The following is a 19,976-nucleotide window of genomic DNA, read 5'->3' as shown; positions in this document are numbered from 1 at the left end:
CGATGAGTACCGACGATAAACGCATCCGCGAGTTTGCCTATCAGATCTGGGAATCCGAAGGCAAACCTGAGGGCCAGGAAGCACGGCATTGGGAGATGGCGTGCAAACTGGCTGAAGCCGAAGCCCTGGCACCGAAAAAGCCGGCCAAAGCAGCGTCGAGCAAGACAACCGTGGGCAAAGCCGGCGATGGCAAACTCAATGGCAAGGCCGGGGAAGCAAAACCCAAGGCCAAGGCCAAGCCGGCAGCTGCTTCCGCGGTGATACCACCGGGGGAAAAGGCCGCCGAGAAAAAACCTCGCGCACCGCGAAAACCGCCTGCGGTCTAAGCTTTTCTCACGCTGTCCTGAAGATTCCAGTGGCGAGCCCGCTCGCCACCGAGGGATTCGCTCGCCCGCGAAAAAATTTTGAGCCCCGTCACTGCCTGCCGTTACTGGAGCATTTATGACCCGAACCAAGAAAGAAACACCACCTCCCCGTGCCGAACCCTCGCGCATCCGCGAAGGACTGCCCTTCCCGCTCGGTGCGACCTGGGATGGCCTGGGGGTCAACTTCGCCCTGTTCTCGGCCAACGCCACCCGCGTCGAACTGTGCATTTTCGATGACGCCGGCGAAGTGGAGCTCGAACGCATCGAACTGCCGGAGTACACCGACGAGATCTACCACGGCTACCTCCCCGATGCCCATCCGGGGCTGATCTACGGCTACCGCGTGTACGGCCCGTATGATCCGGTCAATGGTCATCGTTTTAACCCCAACAAGCTGTTGATCGACCCTTACGCCAAACAGTTGGTCGGTCAGTTGAAATGGTCCGAAGCCTTGTTTGGCTACACCATTGGCCACCCCGACGCAGACCTCAGTTTCGACGAGCGCGACAGCGCGCCCTACGTGCCAAAATGCAAGGTGATCGATCCGGCGCACACCTGGGGCCACGATCACCGGGTCAGCGTGCCATGGGACAAAACGATCATCTATGAAACCCACGTGCGCGGCTTCAGCATGCGCCACCCCGCCGTTCCCGAAAACCAGCGCGGGACCTTTGCCGGCTTGATGGTCGACGAAGTGCTGGAGCATATCCGCAAGCTGGGGGTGTCGACCGTCGAGCTGCTGCCGATCCACGCCTTCGTCAACGACCAGCACCTGCTGCACAAAGGCATGACCAACTACTGGGGCTACAACAGCATTGCGTTCTTCGCCCCCGACCCGCGTTACCTGGCCAGCGGCAAGATCGCAGAGTTCAAGGAAATGGTCGCGCACCTGCACGAAGCCAACCTGGAAGTCATCCTCGACGTGGTCTACAACCACACCGCCGAGGGCAACGAACAGGGCCCGACCCTGTCCATGCGCGGTATCGACAACGCCTCTTATTACCGCTTGATGCCTGACGACAAGCGCTTCTACATCAACGATTCCGGCACCGGCAACACCCTGGACCTCAGCCATCCGTGCGTATTGCAGATGGTCACCGATTCGCTGCGCTACTGGGCCTCGGAAATGCACGTGGACGGTTTCCGCTTCGACCTGGCGACCATACTGGGGCGTTATCACGACGGTTTCGACGAACGTCACAGTTTCCTCGTGGCTTGCCGCCAGGACCCGGTACTGCGCCAGGTCAAGCTGATCTCCGAGCCCTGGGATTGCGGGCCCGGTGGTTATCAGGTCGGCAACTTCCCGCCGGGCTGGGTGGAGTGGAACGACAAGTTTCGCGACACGGTGCGCGCTTTCTGGAAAGGTGACGACGGCCAATTGGCGGACTTTGCCAGCCGCATGACCGCGTCCGGCGAAATGTTCAACCAGCGTGGTCGGCGTCCTTATTCATCGCTGAATTTCATCACCGCCCACGACGGTTTCACCCTCAACGACCTGGTGTCGTACAACGACAAGCACAACGAAGCCAATGACGAGAACAATCAGGACGGCAGCAACAACAACCTGTCCTGGAACCATGGCGTAGAAGGCCCCACCGACGATCCGCAAATCAACGAACTGCGCTTTCGACAGATGCGCAACTTCTTCGCCACTTTGCTGCTGGCGCAGGGTACGCCAATGATCGTGGCCGGCGACGAATTCGCCCGGACTCAGGAAGGCAACAACAATGCTTATTGCCAGGACAGCGAGATCGGCTGGGTCAATTGGGACCTGAGCGAGGACGGCAAGGCGTTGCTCAAGTTCGTCAAGCGTCTGATCAAGTTGCGCCTGGCCTATCCGATTTTGCGCCGGGGGCGCTTCCTGGTGGGCAACTACAATGAGGACATCGGCGTCAAGGATGTCACCTGGCTGGCGCCCGATGGTAGCGAGATGACCACCGAGCACTGGCACGATGCGCACAATCGCTGCCTGGGCATGTTGCTCGACGGGCGAGCCCAGGAAACCGGGATCCGCCGCAAAGGCGCGGACGCCACGTTGTTGCTGGTGGTCAACGCCCATCACGACATCGTCAACTTCCTCCTGCCGGAGGTACCGGACGGCAGCTTCTGGACCTGCCTGATGGACACCAATCAACCGTCCATACGCGGTCAGGAACGCTTCGATTTCGGGCGCGAGTACTCGGTCACCGGACGTTCGCTGCTGTTGTTCGAATTGCAACGTGAGGAAGAGGAGTAGAAATCACCGGCGCAATGGAAAAATTGAGCCATGCGTGCACTTCCGGCGCGACGAATAGCGATACATGAGCAATACTCGATGCGCGGCTGTCCAGGGTCCGGAGCGCCGCGCTTCGCTATCAACCCGCCCTCACGGCTGTAGCAGCGCTTGCGTTGCGCAGGACTGGGGGCGTATGGAACAAGGACGTAACGCCATGAAATCTGTGTCCATCAGTGACAGCAGCTGTACAGAGCAAATCTGGAACAGCGCCCCGCAACTGGCCAATATTCCGGTCATCGGTACTCAATCCCTTCTCCCCCCGGGTGCGCGCGCCGTGGTGATCGCCCCACATCCCGGCGACGAAGTGTTGACTTGCGGCGGTCTGCTGCAGTTGCTCAGCGCCATGGGACACCCCTTGCAATTGATTTCGGTGACCGATGGCAGCGCCAGTCATCCAGGCTCCCAACAGTGGTCGGAGAAACGCCTGAGCGTGTTTCGCTCCCAGGAAAGTGTCGAGGCCTTGCGCCGGCTTGGCTTGCCGATGCACAGCCTGAAATGGATACGCGGCGGCTTCACCGACCATACCCTGGCGGAGCATGAACAGGCGCTCACCCAATTCATCGTCCGTTATCTACGGCCGGGCGATGTGGTGTTCAGCACCTGGTGCGAGGATGGCAACAGCGACCATGACGCCGTCGGCCGCGCCAGCGCCAATGCCGCCACCATCGCCGGTGCAGTTTTCACCGAGATACCGGTCTGGGCCTGGCATTGGCCATCGCGAGACAGCGCCTTGATCCCCTGGCACCGGGCACGCAAAGTGCGCCTGGACACCTGGACGGTGGCGCGCAAGAGCCATGCTACCCATGCCTATGCCAGTCAACTTGACGGTGAACCGGCCGTCGGGATTGCGCCACGGCTGCCGCGGATTTTGCTGGAGCGGATGCGGTTGCCTTATGAGATTGTGTTTGTCTGAAAGTGACCAGCGTGTTTAACGGGGCGCGCGCGATCAAAAGCCAAAGCGAGGCGGCCTTAAAGCCGACCTGACTTTTGGTGATGCCTTTGTTTTGATCGTTCCCACGCTCTGCGTGGGAATGCCGCCAGGGACGCTCCGCGTTCCACTGACAACGCATTAATTGAGGCGTGCGCAACGGTGATGCGGGGCGTCACAGGAAGCCCTGTGTGAAATTTGCTGCCTGCGTACATATCCATTGGTGCGGTAACGGCGGCTTATGGTTTCGCTTTTACAGCGACTCCCTTTTTCAAACGCCAAAAAGGAAGCAAAAGGCTTTGCCGGTATGACTCACCCACATAGGTAACAAAACAGTTCAAGCACATAGGTAACAGTTTTTAACTGGCACTGGTCGATTCCGAGGATCTGACCATGCCGTGGCGAGAGCTCAAACCTATGGACCTGAAAGTGATGTTCATTGCCGACTATCTGTCCGGTCGACTTAATTTCAGCCAACTTTGTGCGGCTCACAGCATCAGTCGCAAGACCGGTTACAAGTGGGTAGCCCGCTACAACGCGGACAGCATCAACGGATTGGCGGAGTGCAGTCGCAAGCGCCACTCTCAAGCTCAGGCTGTGCCGTTTGCGGTCAAAGAGGCCATTCTTGAGCTGCGCGGCCAAGGGCAAACCACGCCAGGCCCGAAAAAGATCCAGACAGCCCTGAGAGAGCGGTTTCCAGATCAGCCGCCACCCTCCAAAACCACGATCTACAACGTGCTTAAAAAAGCGGGATTGGTGGTGTCTCGGCGGTTGCGCCAACGTGTCGCCGTTTATCCCAAACCACTTCAGAAAGCCGACCTTCCTAACCAGCTCTGGAGCGCTGATTACAAAGGCCAATACCTGACAGGAGACGGTGTCTGGTGTTACCCGTTGACGGTAATGGATCACGCCAGTCGATTTTTACTGGCTTGTGAAAGCATGCCGAGCACGACTTTCAAGGACGCCAAGGCCACCTTCGAGCGGTTATTCAAGATGTATGGAATGCCTGAGCGGATCCGTACGGACAACGGAGTCCCTTTCGCCAGCGGTGGGCGTGCCGGGTTATCGCAGTTGTCTATCTGGTGGGCCCGCCTGGGCATCATTCACGAAAGGATTCAGCCGGGTCGACCCGAGCAGAATGGACGGCATGAGCGCATGCACCGCACGCTTAAGAGCACATTGCCAAGGCCGCCGGAAATTGAGTGGGGAGCCCAGCAGAAGCATTTTGACCTGTTCATGCAGCACTATAATCATGAACGTCTTCATGAGGCTTTGGGGCAGAAAACACCAGGCTCCTGCTATACAAGCTCGTCACGGGCATTTCCGAGGAAGCTGCCGGAGATGAAGTACCCAAGCCATGTTGAGGCATACCGAACGGACTCCAACGGCGTGGTGAACAAAGGAAGGCTCAGAATCTATGTCGGCTATGTCCTGAAACATCAGATAGTCGGATTGGAGAACATCAGCGAAGGGGCTTGGGACATCATCTTTGGGCCTGTTCTACTGGGACGGGTTGATGAACGAGACGCTAAGGATGGTTATCTGACGCTCAAAGTAATCAAAAATAAGTGATCAGGTGTTACCCATGTGCCTGAACTTTACTGTTACCTATGTGGTTGTTCCATTCTTGCCCCACCACTCGGTGCCTCGCTTAGGCTCGGCATGCCCTCTCTCCGGCATTGCTCCGTGGGTCGCCGCGATGGGCCATCCATGGCCCAGCGCGGCTAAACCGGCGTCCTGCCGGTTTCCCCACTGCGCAATGCCTGCGTTCGGCCATCGTGGTTAACGGGGCGCCCGCGATCAACAGCAAAGCGAGGCGGCCTTAAAGCCGACCTAACTTTGACGGGTGTACCTCGATCCCCTGTAGGAGCGAGCATGTTGATCGTTCCCACGCTCTGCGTGGGAATGCCGCCAGGGACGCTCCGCGTTCCACTGACGACGCATTAGTTGAGCCGTGCGCAACGGTGATACGGGCGTCACAGGAAGCCCTGTGTGAAATTGGCTGTCGGAGTGCATATCCATTGCTGCGGTAACGGCCTCCTATGGTTTCGCCCTTACGGCGACTCCCTTTTTCAAACACCAAAAAGGAAGCAAAAGGCTTTGCCCCACCACTCGGTGCCTCGCCAAGGCTCGGCATGCCCTCTCTCCGGCATTGCTCCGTGGGTCGCCGCGATGGGCCATCCATGGCCCAGCGCGGCTAAACCGGCGTCCTGCCGGTTCACCCACTGCGCAATGCCTGCGTTCGGCCATCGTGGTTAACGGGGCGCGCGCGATCAAAAGCCAAAGCGAGGCGGCCTTAAAGCCGACCTGACTTTTACAGATACCCCCAATCCCCTGTGGGGAGCCAGCCTGCTGGCGATGGAGGTCAACGATAACGCGCCCTGTCTGGATGAACGCGCTGTCTGGACGTATTTCACCAGCGGGCTGGCTCCCGCAATGGCATGGCGGACAAACCTATAATCAGGTCGGCGAACAGAACGCCATCGCTGCGATGCGATTCCCGCTGCGTTCGGACGATTTTTTGGCATCACGGCATAACGCGCTGAACTGCACGCTCCCCTATCAGTCGCATGCATAAGCAACCCGGATTCAGAGGAGTGAAAGTGAGCAGTGACTCTAATCGGCTGGCAGCAGGATCAGTGCCGTTGAACAGCCCCGAGGCTATCCATCGACTGCGCGTGTTGACCGTCAACACCCACAAAGGCTTTACCGCCCTCAATCGGCGTTTCATCCTCCCGGAATTACGTGAAGCGGTACGCAGTACCTCAGCGGACCTGGTGTTCCTGCAAGAAGTCGTCGGTGAACACGAGCGCCATTCTTCGCGCTACAACGATTGGCCACAAACCTCGCAGTACGAGTTCCTGGCCGACAGCATGTGGAGCGACTTCGCCTACGGGCGAAATGCGGTTTACCCCGACGGTCACCATGGCAACGCACTGCTGTCCAAATACCCGATCCGTGAATACCGCAACCTTGACGTCTCCATTACCGGCCCAGAGCGCCGGGGGCTGTTGCACTGCGTGCTGGATGTACCGGGCCATGCCGAGGTCCATGCTATCTGCGTACACCTGAGCCTGCTGGAGAGTCATCGACAGTTGCAGTTGCAGTTGCTCTGCCAGTTGCTCGAATCCTTGCCCGATGACGCCCCCGTCATCATTGCCGGCGACTTCAACGACTGGCAGTTGCAGGGCAACGCCGCTCTCTCGCGCCGCGACTACTTGCACGAAGCGTTCGAACGCCACCATGGCCGGCCGGCAAAAACCTACCCGGCACGCTTCCCGCTGCTGCGCCTGGATCGGATCTACCTGCGCAACGCCAGTAGCCACGATCCGAAAATCCTCGGCCACAAGCCCTGGACACACCTGTCGGATCATTTGCCATTGGCGGTTGAAGTGCACCTGTAACACGTAAAACTGATCTCTAACTGTCATTTATGACAGTAGATACATCCAAAAACACTTGCTACGGTGCTCTCGTCCGTTCGAATGACTCGGATGGACATGCCCCGTAGCCGTCGTTGCCTGAAGGGTCTTATGCCTTCCTGATGATGTCTCGCGACTCGCGCTGCAGATACACCCCCTACCTTGCCGTTCCTGCAAGGCATCGGGTGTCGAATCTTGAGCGGAGACGCGCATGGACCTTTGTAAAGCACTGCCCAGCTACCGTTACAGCGCCTGTGCCATTTCGATCTGGCTGTGCATGGGCTGGTCCCTGCCCGGCCAGGCGGCTTGTACCTTGGTCCCTTCCACTGGCAACGACAACTTCGTGTGCGACAGCGGCAACAACGGGCCGCTGACTGATTTGACGGGAAACAACAACCTGGCCTTCCCCGCCAATGGCACCGGCACGAACACAGGCAATGTGACGTTCGGCGCCGGCAACGATACCCTGGACATGAAGTCCGGCGTCATTAGCGGGATCGTCCAACTGGGGGACGGCAGCGATACTTTCAGCATTGACGCCGGCCAGATCACCGGGGCGGTGAACCAGGGCAATGGCGTCGACACCGCCCTCATACGTGGCGGGACTATCCAGTCGCTGGCCCAGGGCGACAGTCGCGACTTTTTCCAGATGAGCGCAGGCACGATCATTGGCGCCTTCGAAGACGGTGACACCGCCAAAATGACAGGTGGCAGCATCGGCCGGGTCGATATGAAGCTCGATGACAATCTGTTCGACCTGTCTGGTGGCGAGATCCTCGGCAATCTGGTCACCGGGTTTGGGACTGACACCATCATCGTGTCCGGTGGCAGGATTGGCGGCAACATCAGTGTCAGCGGTGGCAATGACAGCATTACGGTGACTGGAGGCGAAATCGTCGGGGAGATCCGGGCCAGCGCGGGCAGTGACAGCTTGACCTGGGATGGCGGCGGCATCATCCGTTCGGCGATCCTGATGGGTGATGGCGATGACCGGGCAACCCTGCGCAATCTCAGTGCCAGCCGCCTGGCCCAGACTCCGACCCTGGATGGGGGCAACGGCAGCGATCTGCTGACTTTCGATAACACCACCACCAGCGGCGTCGCTCGCTACATCAATTGGGAGACCGTCAACCTGAACAATAAGTCTCAACTGGACTTCGACGGCAACTTTGTCCTGGGTGACAGCACCAGCGGTAGCGGTGTATTCAACATTGACAGCAGCAGTGTCGTGACCTCGGCCAGGGGTAGCCTCACCCCCTTCTCCGCAGGCCAGCGGGCGACGCTGAACAACGCCGGGATCATCGACCTTGGCAGTGGCAACAGTCGCACCAGCGACACCCTGACAGTACAGGGCAACTATGCGGGCAACGGCGGCCAGCTATGGCTGCAAAGCGTACTGGGCGATGACAGCTCCCCCAGTGACAAACTGGTGGTCAACGACGGTACCTTGGCTGGGTCCACGTCCATTACCGTCAGCAACCTTGGCGGCACGGGCGCCGCCACCTTGCAAAACGGTATTCAAGTTGTCCAGGCCCAAGGCACGGCCATCAGCGACAGTGGCGCCTTCAGACTCAAAGCCCCGTTGTCGGTCGGCGCGTTTGATTATCGACTATTCAAGGGGGGCGTCACTGCCGGCAGCGCAAACAGCTGGTACCTGCGTTCGTCCGTTGTTGCGCCGCCGCTGGTTGCAGCGGCAGTGCCCAATCCCGATCCAACCGTGCCGCCCGTCCTGGTGCCTCTAGTGCCGTTACCGGTGGCGGCTGTCGGCACACCACCCTTGCCGACGCCCGTTGCCGGCGCGGCGCCCATTCTCCTGTACCGCCAGGAAGTCCCGGTCTGGTCAGCGTTGCCTCCGGCGGCCGCGCAGTTGGCCCTGACGGCACTCGGCACCTTCCATGATCGACAGGGTGATCAACGCCTGCTGAAAGAAACCGGCGCCTTTGGCGCGGGCTGGGGCCGGGTCTATGGCAAAAACATCGAGCAGACCTGGGCCGGCACCGTCACGCCACGACTCGACGGCTCGCTGAACGGATTTCAGGTGGGCAACGACCTGTTCGGCTCGCAAACTTCCGGTGGGCAAACCCAGCGCACCGGCTTCTTCGTCGGCCATAGCCGCTTGAAGGGTGACGTCGACGGTTTCAACCAGGGTTTCCAGGACAAACGTGCCGGCAAGGTCGAATTGCAAGGCGATAGCCTCGGGCTCTACTGGACCCTGACCGACCCCAAGGGTTGGTATCTCGATACGGTGGCGATGTACACCTGGCTCAACGGCGACAGTCACTCCGAGCGCGGCCTGAAAATCGATAATGACGGCCACGCCATGACCCTCTCCGTCGAGGCCGGCTACCCTGTTGCCGTGGCGGACAACTGGGTGGTCGAACCCCAGCTGCAAGCCATCAATCAAACGGTTGACCTGAAGCGTCAGGACGACGGCATTTCAAAGGTGTCGTTCGATTCCGACACCGCCTGGACCGGTCGTCTCGGCGCCCGGCTCAAGGGGCGCTACGACGTCGCCGGCCTGCCGCTGGAACCCTACCTGCGCGTGAACCTGTGGCACACCATGTCGGGAACCGACACGGTGACTTTCGACGACAGCACCGAAATCAACACCCGCCAACGCTCCTCATCGGCGGATCTGGGTTTGGGTGCCATCCTGACACTAGCGCAAGCTGTCAGCGTTTACGCCAATGCAGATTACAGCAGCAATATCGACAGCAATCCTTTGCGGGGAATGAGCGGTAACCTGGGAATCAGGATGAGCTGGTAAGACTGAGCAAAGGCTCTAGCTCGAGAGTTTTTTGACGTTTCAACCAATAAACAAGCACTTAAGCATGCGTCGTAAATCAGTCACTTATATGATCTAAAATACCTCTACCACTTATCGGCCATTTTCTTGACGCAATGCCAGGGGTCCTCTTGACTTCACGTTACTACCCCGGAACCACCACCAGGATCAATCCGATGACTACCCGTAAAAACGGGCGGGAGTCGGCTTGCCCTAATTCTTTCGGTCGCCCCTCACTCGGGGTAGGAGAGACGCCACAGCGAGATACCGCATGCGATTGCAAGGTAGACCTCCATGAAAACTTCATTCACCCCTCAAGAGATCCGGATTAGTGTTTGCACCGTCTCCAGTACACTGCTGTTATGTTCTTCCATGGAAGTGCAGGCTTCCCCCACAGAGGAAGAAACCACGCCCTGGTACCGCCAGGACGTCCCGTCGCTTACCTTGTCTGCACCAACAACGTCCTATCCCGGCCGCTTCAGCCCGATTGCCGATACGCGAAGCTCGAGCCTGACCGTCGAAGCGGCTGCACCCGGAGCCTGGGATCAACTGTATGGCCAGGCTTCACGCCAGGCGCAAACCGACGCCATGGCCCAGGGGTTTTCCATTGCCGGCTCCGGCGAACTGAAAAGCCCGGCGATCCTGACCTTGCAAAGCAACAGTGGCCATACCCAACGGGTCGGCCTGATCGGCGGCACCGCTGAGTTCCACGGCACCGGCAACGGCTTGCTGACCAATCGCGCACAATCGGACCCGCACACCGACACCCTCAACCTGCAGGGACAGAGCCTCGGCGCCTACTGGAGCCTGACCGGCCCACAAGGCTGGCACGTCGATCTGTCGGCCAGTGGTGGTCGGGTCAACGGTTTCAGTCGCAATGAACAAGGCGCGAGGCAAGCCACCGAAGGCAGCGCAGTGACCCTCTCGGTCGAAGGCGGATTCCCGATTGGCATCAGTGAGAACTGGGTGGTGGAACCCCAAGCGCAATTGATCAACCAGCGAATCACCCTGGACACTCCCTATGCGGGTTCAGGGAATGCATCCTCCAGCGACCTCTCCTCCTGGAGCGGCCGGGTCGGTGCCAAGTTGAAAGGTAGCTACGACATCAACGGCCTGCCCGTCGAACCCTATGTTCGAACCAACTTGTGGCACACGGTGTACACCGGCAATACCGTAACCCTCGACCAGGTCGACAAGATCAGCAGCAGCCGAAACTCCTCGACGGTCGAACTGGGCTTGGGCCTGGTGGCCAGAATGACGCCGACCGTGAGCCTGTACGTCAGCGCCGACTACAGCAGCGATGTGGATGACAATGACTTGAATGGCTTGATCGGCAGCCTGGGCGTGCGGATGCGTTGGTGAGCAGCTGCGCGCACTGGTGATAGCCAATTTGCTGGTGAAGGCAACGATGCGGTGTGTCCGACACACCGCAATGCCGGCTACCCCATGACGCCTGAACCGGAGGTTCGCCAGCCCCAATAGTTCGTCACCTGTTATTTCTGACAGTAGCGCCTCAAACAACCTGTTGGTACCGTGGGAAAACACTGTGCCTTGTAATGCGCAGTCGTAAAAACCATGCCGACCGGTTGCATTGCCCGATGACTTCGCGCAGGAAACCTGCAGTTCCTGATCCGTATCGCTCTTGACGTTGCCATGGCCTGCCCCGCAGGAGCGGGAGCAGCACGTCTTGCGAGGATGGATCATGAGCAATCCGTTTTCAGCCTTCAGGCTCCCGGGCACTATTGCCCTGTCGATTTTTACCCTGTTTTTCTGGCCCCTGGCCTCCCATGCTGACTGCACGCTCGTGCCCACCAACGCCGATGACAGCTTCACCTGCAGCAGCGGAAGCAGCCCAGGGCTCACCGACACAAGCGGCAATAACAGCCTGGTTTTCCCCGAGAGCGGAAACGGCAACATCAATGGCCCTGTTATTTTCGGCGCTGGCCATGATCTGCTGACAATGAACTCCGGTGCCATCCTCGGCCCGGTGGACATGGGCGATGGCGCAAACATCTTTCAACTCTTCAATGGGACCATTGGTGGCACGGTCCGCCAGGGCGACGGTGCCGACATCGCACAGGTCAGCGCCGGTACGGCAGCTCTTATCGACCAAGGGGCCGGCAACGACCGATTGGCGATCAGCGGTGGCACCCTCATATCCGTGAACCAGGGGCCAGGCGATGACACCTTCACCATGAGCACCGGCGTCATCACCGGACTTTTAGAAAACGGCGAGCATGCACTCATGAGTGGAGGACAGATTGGCGCGGTCGCGATGAATCAGGACGCCAACACCTTTGAAATGCTTGGCGGTCGGATCCTCGGTGATCTGGATGCCGGCACCGACAACAACAACGTCATCATCAAGGGCGGCACCGTCGGCGGTAATATCATGGTCAGTGGCGGTGCAAACTTCATCACGGTCAGCGGCGGCGAGATCCATGGCCAGGTCCCTGCCGGCAGCGGCAACGACCTGTTCACCTGGGACACCCATGGGCTCATTCACTCGGCTGTGCTGTTGAATGGCGGCGACGATCAATCACTACTGCTCAATCACACGGAAACCAGCCTGGCATCGACTCCCAGTATCGATGGTGGCCTGGGCAGCGACACCCTGACGTTCGACAACAGCCAATCGGCGAGCCCCACACGCTATCCCCACTGGGAAACCGTGAACATGGACAATGGTTCGCGGTTTAACCTGGACGGCAATTTCGTCCTCGGTGACAGCGTATCAGGCACCGGCACGCTCAACATTCATGGCAGCAGTGTGTTGCTGGTCGAACAGGGCAGCATCACTCCTTATGACTCTGGCCAGCTCGCCACTTTGAACAACAAAGGGCTGATCGACATGACCAGTGGCAACGCCCGTGCAGACAATCGACTTACCGTCGAGGGCAACTACATTGGCGACAAGGGCGAACTGCGGCTGCACAGCGTGTTGGCGGGTGATAACGCCGCCAGCGACAAACTGGTTGTGGAGCGAGGCACTTTGCAAGGTTCCACCGCACTGCACATCACCAACCTCGCCGGCCCCGGAGACTTGACCCGGGAAAACGGCATCCTGGTGGTGGAAGCACTCAAGGGCGCCACAGGCAGTGACCGGGCATTCACTTACCCCGGGCCCATCTCCGCAGGTGCCTTTGAGTATTACCTGTACAAGGGAGGGGTCATCCCGGGCACTGCGCAGAACTGGTACTTGCGCTCCGCCGTGGTAGCACCTCCTCTGCCCGAACCGGAACATCCACCTGTGCCCTTGCCGGGGCCGGAACATCCACCGGTGCCCCTGCCCGAGCCCGAAAACCCGCCTGTGCCCCTGCCGGGGCCGGAAGATCCACACGTGCCTCTGCCCGAGCCGGAAAATCCGCCTGTACCATTGCCAGAGCCGGAACATCCACCCGTGCCCCTGCCAGGTATTATCGATAGCCCCGAAGACGAGCTTCCGCCGACTCGACCGGAGTTACCGGAAATCGAACCAGGCAAGCCGCCGATCCCGACCTATCGCCCTGAAGTCCCGGTGTATTCGGCGCTGTTACCTGCCATCAATCAGATGCTGCTCAATGCACTCGGTACTTTCCATGAACGCCAAGGCGACCAAAGCCAACAGCATCAGGCCGGCGCCTTCCCGGCAGGCTGGGGCCGGATGTATGCCAGTGACAGTCGCCAAGGTTTTGCCGGCACGGTCAGCCCACGTCTGGACGGCTCGATATCGGGTTACCAGGTCGGCAGTGATTTGTATGGATGGACCCGCGACGATGGACAGACGCAAAAGTTGGGTATCTTCGTCGGTCACAGCCAATCGCAAGGCGATATCGATGGATTCAATCGCGCAATCGAACATCGGGACGCCGGTACAAGCACACTGCGTGGCGATAGCGTGGGCCTGTACTGGACGCTCATCGACCCCTACGGCTGGTACGTCGACACTGTACTGATGTGGACGGGTGTGGATATCAACAGCGAATCCAACCGCGGGATCAAGCTCAACACCCATGGGCATGCCGTTACGTTCTCGCTTGAGGCCGGTTACCCGCTAAAGGTTTCCGGCGACTGGGTCCTGGAGCCGCAGGTACAACTTATCCACCAGCAACGCGCCCTGGATAGCCAGAACGACGGCATCTCCGATGTCACCTTCGATGCCGATAATAGCCTGACAGCCCGTTTCGGTGCCCGACTGCGCGGCACTTATCAGGTTGCCCATATGCCCCTGCAGCCCTACGTGCGCACCCATGTCTGGCATACCTTGTCCGGCACCGACCGGGTGACATTCAATGACACCACAGCGATCGACACCCAGCAGAAATCCACGACACTGAACCTGAGCATGGGCATGACGCTGCAAGTGTCGGACGCCTTGAGCCTGTATGGCGAAGCAGGCTACGACACCCAGCTTGACAGTAATGAGTTGAATGGTCGCAAGACGACAATCGGGCTGAGGCTGGATTTTTGATGGGCGACATCCAGGCGGGCCCGCCTCCAGAGTGGATTGATGTCGTGATCAATACCCTGTAGAGGCGAGCCCGCTCTGGAGAGCGATTCGGAGATAGCGCAGGCTGCCTGACTTACCCCGCCGGCCGCAACATCAACACCGCCAGCGGCGGCAGGTTCAGCGCCAGCGACAGGGCCTGGCCATGGCTCGGCGTTTGCTCGGCGGTCACCCCGCCACTGTTGCCATAGTTGGACCCGGCATAGATCGACGAATCGCTGTTGAACATCTCGCTCCACTGCCCGGCAAACGGCACGCCCACCCGATAACCCTCGCGTGGCACCGGCGTGAAGTTGGCAACCACCAGGATCGGCTGGCCGTCCTTGCTCCAGCGCATCCAGGCGTAGACACTGTTGATCGCGTCGTCGCCGATCAGCCACTGGAAGCCTTGGGGCACGTCGTCCTGCTCATGCAGCGCCGGCTCCTCGCGATACAGCCGATTGAGGTCACTCACCAGCTTCTGCACGCCTTTGTGCTCGGAGTACTGCAACAGGTACCAATCGAGCTGCTGGTCGTGGTTCCACTCGCGCCATTGGCCGAACTCGCAACCCATGAACAACAGTTTCTTGCCCGGGTGGGTCCACATGAAACTCAGGTAGGCTCGCAGGTTGGCGAATTTCTGCCAGCGGTCGCCGGGCATCTTGTCGATCAGCGAGTGCTTGCCGTGCACCACTTCATCGTGGGAAATCGGCAGGATGAATCGCTCGGACCAGGCGTACACCAGGCCGAAACTGAGTTCGTTGTGGTGATGGGCGCGGTACACCGGGTCTTGCTGAATGTAGTGCAGCGAATCGTGCATCCAGCCCATGTTCCACTTATAGGCGAAACCCAGGCCACCCTGCTGTGTGCTCTGGCTGACGCCGGGCCAGGCCGTGGACTCTTCGGCGATCACCAGCGCCCCGGGAGCTTCCACTGCCACGACGTCATTGAGGTGACGCAGGAAGTCGATGGCCTCCAGGTTCTCGCGACCGCCATGGCGGTTGGGCACCCACTCGCCGGCCTTGCGCGAGTAATCGCGGTACAGCATCGACGCCACTGCATCGACCCGCAGGCCATCGACGTGGAAATGCTTGAGCCAGTGCAGCGCCGACGCCAGCATGTAGCCGTGCACTTCGGTGCGGCCCAGGTTGTAGATCAGGGTGTCCCAGTCCTGGTGAAAGCCTTCCTGAGGATTACCGTATTCGTACAGCGCAGTGCCGTCGAACTGGGCCAGGCCATGGGTGTCGGTGGGGAAATGCGCCGGCACCCAGTCGAGGATCACGCCGATTCCCGCCACGTGACAATCGTTGACGAAGGCAGCGAATTCGTCGCCCGTTCCGTAGCGGGCGCTGGTGGCAAACTGCGAAAGCAACTGATAGCCCCAGGAGCCGCCGAACGGGTGTTCCATGATCGGCATCAGCTCAATGTGGGTAAAACCCAGCTCCTTGACATACGGAATCAGCCGCTCGGCCAGTTCCGGCCAGGTGTATTGACGGGCCACTTCACCCAGGTCGTCCAGCTCGCACTGCCAGGAACCGGCGTGCAATTCGTAGATCGACAACGGCGCCGTCGGGCGCTGGCGCTCGCCACGCGACTGCATCCAGTCCTGATCCTGCCAGTCGATCCGTAAAGGTGGGGCGACTTTCGAGGCGGTGTCCGGTGGCAGGCTGGTGGCCAGCGCCATGGGGTCTGCCTTGAGCGGCAGGATTCCGTCCTTGCCGAGGATTTCGTATTTGTAGGCCTCCCCCGCTTGCAGGCGTGGAATGAACAGTTCCCAGACACCGGTGGGATGGCGCAGGCGCATGGGGTGGCGACGACCGTCCCAGACGTTGAAGTCACCTACCACCGACACCCGCCTGGCGTTCGGTGCCCATACGGCGAACCGCACGCCATCGACACCGTCCACGGTCTTCAACTGGGCACCCAGGGCGCTGCTCAAGTCGCGGTGATTGCCTTCGGCAAACAGGTACAAATCCATGTCACCCAGCAATGGACCAAAACTGTAGGGATCTTCGGAAATTTGTTCGCCACCGGCCCAGCGGGTTCGCAACAGATACGGCTGTGCCCGCGGGAAATGCCCGACGAACAACCCTGGGGTCTGGGTCGCTTCCAGGTTGCCCAGCTCCTCCCCGGATTCCTTGCCCACCACCTGCACGCTCAAGGCGCCCGGTAGATAAGCGCGGATGAATTGTCCGCCGGCACCATCGCCGTGGGGGCCGAGAATGGCAAAGGGATCGCGATGCTCGGCACGCACCAGCGCATCGATATCCCGCGCCCTGGGTAGCAGCGCTTCACTGTGATGATGACCCTGTTCCTTGTTCGAGAAACTCATGACTACTCTCCACCAAGATCGGAAAAGGGTTTAAGCCCACTCAATAATCCATATAAACCGTGCAACGGCACGGGCAGCCAGCCGGGGCGGTTTTCCGCCTCGTAGGCCACTTCATACGCCGCCTTCTCCAGGCCGAACAATGCCAAGGCGGCATCTTCGCCATCCGGATCTTGCCACGCATGGCCAAGCGTAGCTGCCGCCAGCCGATAAGCGTGGATAAATGCCTGCCTTGCCTCACTCAAATAGCGATCGCCGACCCGCCGGCGAGCGTCCTGGGCATGGGCTGTGTTATCAACGTTATGCACGTTGATGGTCATGGCCGCCGCATAGTCGAAAGAGCGCAGTACACCACTGACATCCTTGTACGGGCTGTGCTTGCCCCGACGCTCCGGCAAAGGCCGCGCCGGTTCGCCTTCGAAGTCGATCAGGTACGCGTCACCCTTGATCACCAGCACCTGGCCGAGGTGCAAATCACCGTGTACACGGATCCGCAGTCCACCCGCGGTCTTTTTGGCCAACTCCTGGACATGGCTGAGAATGGCCTTTTTATGCTCCAGTAAACGGCTGACCAGGGTTTTGTCCGCAGGGTTCAGTTCATGTTGATGCTGCTTGAGCAATTTCAATGCATGCTCGATTTGTGCCACGACATCCTTGCCCGTCGCGGACGCATCCTTTTGCGTAGTGATCTGCGGATCAAAGTCAGGATTTTCACTTGATGCCGCCAGCACTTGGTGCATTTCACCCAGGCGCTGGCCGAGCATGGCGGCGAAATCCTTCAACTCGCCAAGTGCGTTGTAATGCTGTTCCTGCTCGGACATGGCGTCCGCGAGTTCGTCGCGCAACGCTCGCTCCAGATTGTTCTGGGTCCATTCCCAGGCATCGCCCTGATTACTCAAGTAGCCTTGGGCGATCATCAGCAGGTTATCTTCGCCTGCCGCATCCCGACGCACTACCGCGCCCAGCAACGGCGAGATATTGCCGAAGCCGGCAGCGGTCAGATAGGCGCTCATTTCCAGTTCCGGGTGCACGCCCGACGCAACCTTGCGGATCAGTTTCAACACCAGGCTGTTGCCGACCACCACCGAACTGTTGGATTGCTCGGCGGACAGGTAACGCACATCCGACTCTGCCGTCAGGCCCAGTTTGGCGAGCTCGGCGGTGGGTTCAAAACGGATTTCACCGCCATCGGAAGGCAACACCGTGCTGTTCTGCATGCCCTGCAATACCGCGCGAATAAAGTTTTCCAGGCTGAAGGCATCAGTGATCAGGCCAACCTGCGGGCCACGGCGCACCCGTGACAAGGCCAGTTGCTGGGGCAATGCCGTGCCGACCTGGTCTTCGGCAATAAAGCCGAACGGCAGTTGGTAGCGACTGGTCTGGCCGCCACCGGTGACTTCGATTTCACTCAACAACACGGGGTGCTGCGCATCGCCAAATCGCACACCGTAGGCCAGATTGACCTTCTCGATGGCCGCGTCCTTGCCGGCGAACCAGCGGCGGTTCTGCAGCCAGTTCGGCAGGATGCCCTGCTCCAGCGTGGTGCGTGAAGGCGCTTCGAGCAACTCTTCCATGCGCTTTTTCAGCACCAGCGTGGTGAAGTCCGGTAGGCTTTGCGCCGGTTCCACATGCCAGCTCGGCATCTGGTTCTCCGCGGCGAGGCCGAACCAGTAGAACCCATAGGGCGCCAGGGTCAGGAGGAAGCTCAATTGGCCGATGGGTGGAAACGCATTACCGCCAAGCATCTCCACAGGCACCATGCCGACGTATGCCGACAGGTCCAGCTCCACGGCCTGGGCGCTGCGCGAAACGTTGGCCACGCACAGGATGATTTCATGCTTGCCGTCAGGCCCGGTGTATTCGCGGGTATAGGCCAGCACCCGGCGATTGGTCGGCGAGAGCATTTTCAAGGTACCGCGCCCGAACGCCTTGGACTGCTTGCGCACCGTTAACATGCGCCTGGTCCAGTTCAACAGCGAATGCGGGTCGCCGGCCTGGGTTTCGACATTGACCGACAGGTAGCCATATTGCGGGTCCATGATCGGCGGCAGCACCAGGCTGGCCGGGTCGGCGCGGGAAAACCCGCCGTTGCGGTCGATCGACCACTGCATCGGCGTGCGCACACCGTCGCGATCGCCGAGGTAGATGTTGTCGCCCATGCCGATCTCGTCACCGTAGTACAAGGTCGGCGTGCCGGGCATCGACAGCAACAGGCTGTTGAGCAACTCCACGCGCCGGCGATCACGCTCCATCAACGGCGCCAGGCGCCGGCGAATCCCCAGGTTGATCCGCGCCCGTCGATCGGCCGCGTAGTAATTCCACAGGTAGTCACGCTCCTTGTCGGTGACCATCTCCAAGGTGAGCTCATCGTGGTTGCGCAGGAAAATCGCCCATTGGCAATTGGCCGGGATCTCCGGGGTCTGGCGCAAGATGTCGGTGATCGGAAAACGGTCTTCCTGGGCCAGCGCCATGTACATGCGCGGCATCAACGGGAAGTGAAACGCCATGTGGCATTCGTCGCCGTTCAGGCCCTTTTTATCGGTGTCGCCGAAATACAGCTGCGTGTCCTCCGGCCATTGGTTGGCCTCGGCCAGCAGCATGCGGTCGGGGTAATTGGCGTCGATTTCGGCACGGATCTTTTTGAGAACGTCGTGGGTTTCCGGCAGGTTCTCGTTGTTGGTGCCGTCGCGCTCGATCAGGTACGGGATCGCGTCGAGGCGCAACCCGTCGATGCCCATGTCCAGCCAGTAGCGCATGACCGACAGCACCGCTTTCATCACCTGCGGGTTATCGAAATTCAGATCGGGCTGGTGTGAATAGAAGCGGTGCCAAAAGTATTGGCCGGCCACCGGGTCCCAGGTCCAGTTGGATTTTTCAGTGTCGAGAAAGATGATGCGGGTGCCGTCGTACTTTTGATCGTCATCGGACCACACGTAGAAATCCCGCGCGGCCGAACCTTTCTTGGCCTTGCGTGCGCGCTGGAACCAGGCGTGCTGGTCCGAGGTGTGGTTGATGACCAGTTCGGTGATCACCCGCAGACCACGTTTATGCGCCTCGGCGATGAAGCGCTTGGCGTCGGCCATGGTGCCGTAGTCGCTGTGCACGCCACGATATTCGGCGATGTCATAACCATCGTCGCGACGCGGCGAAGGATAGAACGGCAACAGCCAGATAGTATTGACGCCCAGGTCGGCAATGTAGTCGAGCTTGGCGATCAGGCCCGGAAAATCGCCGATCCCGTCGTTATTGGAGTCGAAATAGGATTTGACGTGAACTTGATAGATGACCGCGTCCTTGTACCAGAGCGGGTCCTTGATAAAGGTGGCTGCCTTGGGTTTCTTCGCCATTTGAAACTCCTGTTGAATACGAAAGAACGCCCTGACGCGGATCGTTCCCACGCAGAGCGT

The 19,976-nt window shown here is 59.7% G+C and carries 10 protein-coding genes; 8 read left to right on the top strand and 2 right to left on the bottom strand.

Annotated elements, in window-relative coordinates; translation table 11 throughout:
* Positions 1 to 2 precede the first annotated feature (2 nt).
* The 8 genes from PSUM_RS03795 to PSUM_RS03755 all read left to right on the top strand — a co-directional run bounded on the left by PSUM_RS03795 (position 3) and on the right by PSUM_RS03755 (position 14,225).
* Positions 3 to 326 carry a DUF2934 domain-containing protein gene (locus PSUM_RS03795; protein WP_020799186.1) on the top strand — a complete coding sequence of 108 codons (324 nt, stop codon included), beginning with the start codon at positions 3 to 5 and terminating at the stop codon, positions 324 to 326.
* Positions 327 to 441: 115 nt separating this feature from the next.
* Complete coding sequence (glgX, locus tag PSUM_RS03790) at positions 442 to 2,601, top strand: glycogen debranching protein GlgX (protein WP_083349008.1); 2,160 nt, start codon at positions 442 to 444, stop codon at positions 2,599 to 2,601.
* A gap of 193 nt (positions 2,602 to 2,794) precedes the next feature.
* Positions 2,795 to 3,553, top strand: coding sequence for a PIG-L deacetylase family protein (locus PSUM_RS03785; RefSeq protein ID WP_033044621.1), 759 nt, complete (start codon positions 2,795 to 2,797; stop codon positions 3,551 to 3,553).
* Between the two features lie 408 nt (positions 3,554 to 3,961).
* Entirely contained in the window at positions 3,962 to 5,140 is a 1,179-nt protein-coding gene (locus PSUM_RS03780) for an integrase core domain-containing protein (protein ID WP_020800720.1), read from the top strand.
* A gap of 1,031 nt (positions 5,141 to 6,171) precedes the next feature.
* On the top strand, positions 6,172 to 6,972 hold the full coding sequence (locus PSUM_RS03770) for an endonuclease/exonuclease/phosphatase family protein (RefSeq protein WP_020800631.1): 801 nt from the start codon (positions 6,172 to 6,174) through the stop codon (positions 6,970 to 6,972).
* A gap of 229 nt (positions 6,973 to 7,201) precedes the next feature.
* A complete protein-coding gene (locus PSUM_RS03765; RefSeq protein ID WP_083349007.1) occupies positions 7,202 to 9,757 on the top strand; it encodes an autotransporter family protein in 2,556 nt (851 codons plus the stop codon).
* Positions 9,758 to 10,069: 312 nt separating this feature from the next.
* Positions 10,070 to 11,137 (top strand): autotransporter domain-containing protein, encoded by a 1,068-nt coding sequence (locus tag PSUM_RS03760; protein ID WP_033042701.1) that lies wholly within the window; start codon positions 10,070 to 10,072, stop codon positions 11,135 to 11,137.
* Positions 11,138 to 11,477: 340 nt separating this feature from the next.
* Positions 11,478 to 14,225, top strand: a complete 2,748-nt coding sequence (locus PSUM_RS03755; protein ID WP_083349006.1) for an autotransporter outer membrane beta-barrel domain-containing protein — start codon at positions 11,478 to 11,480, stop codon at positions 14,223 to 14,225.
* Between the two features lie 112 nt (positions 14,226 to 14,337).
* Here PSUM_RS03755 and glgB read toward each other — a convergent pair whose 3' ends face one another.
* Complete coding sequence (glgB, locus tag PSUM_RS03750) at positions 14,338 to 16,572, bottom strand: 1,4-alpha-glucan branching protein GlgB (RefSeq protein WP_020800627.1); 2,235 nt, start codon at positions 16,570 to 16,572, stop codon at positions 14,338 to 14,340.
* A gap of 2 nt (positions 16,573 to 16,574) precedes the next feature.
* Positions 16,575 to 19,916: a maltose alpha-D-glucosyltransferase gene (gene treS / locus PSUM_RS03745; protein WP_083349005.1), complete on the bottom strand. Its 3,342-nt coding sequence runs from the start codon at positions 19,914 to 19,916 to the stop codon at positions 16,575 to 16,577.
* Positions 19,917 to 19,976: the final 60 nt, after the last annotated feature.

This window comes from Pseudomonas umsongensis (assembly GCF_002236105.1).
In the GTDB taxonomy this organism is placed as follows: Bacteria; Pseudomonadota; Gammaproteobacteria; order Pseudomonadales; family Pseudomonadaceae; genus Aquipseudomonas; species Aquipseudomonas umsongensis.
The sequence above is the reverse complement of the archived record's forward strand: the minus strand, read 5'-3'. Positions and strand labels throughout refer to the sequence as shown.

What these genes read in the sequence shown, in the direction of transcription:
- PSUM_RS03795 (WP_020799186.1), top strand. Translation starts at nt 3, where the DNA reads ATGAGTACCGACGATAAACGCATCCGCGAGTTTGCCTATCAGATCTGG.
- glgX (WP_083349008.1), top strand. Translation starts at nt 442, where the DNA reads ATGACCCGAACCAAGAAAGAAACACCACCTCCCCGTGCCGAACCCTCG.
- PSUM_RS03785 (WP_033044621.1), top strand. Translation starts at nt 2,795, where the DNA reads ATGAAATCTGTGTCCATCAGTGACAGCAGCTGTACAGAGCAAATCTGG.
- PSUM_RS03780 (WP_020800720.1), top strand. Translation starts at nt 3,962, where the DNA reads ATGCCGTGGCGAGAGCTCAAACCTATGGACCTGAAAGTGATGTTCATT.
- PSUM_RS03765 (WP_083349007.1), top strand. Translation starts at nt 7,202, where the DNA reads ATGGACCTTTGTAAAGCACTGCCCAGCTACCGTTACAGCGCCTGTGCC.
- PSUM_RS03760 (WP_033042701.1), top strand. Translation starts at nt 10,070, where the DNA reads ATGAAAACTTCATTCACCCCTCAAGAGATCCGGATTAGTGTTTGCACC.
- PSUM_RS03755 (WP_083349006.1), top strand. Translation starts at nt 11,478, where the DNA reads ATGAGCAATCCGTTTTCAGCCTTCAGGCTCCCGGGCACTATTGCCCTG.
- glgB (WP_020800627.1), bottom strand. Translation starts at nt 16,572, where the DNA reads ATGAGTTTCTCGAACAAGGAACAGGGTCATCATCACAGTGAAGCGCTG.
- treS (WP_083349005.1), bottom strand. Translation starts at nt 19,916, where the DNA reads ATGGCGAAGAAACCCAAGGCAGCCACCTTTATCAAGGACCCGCTCTGG.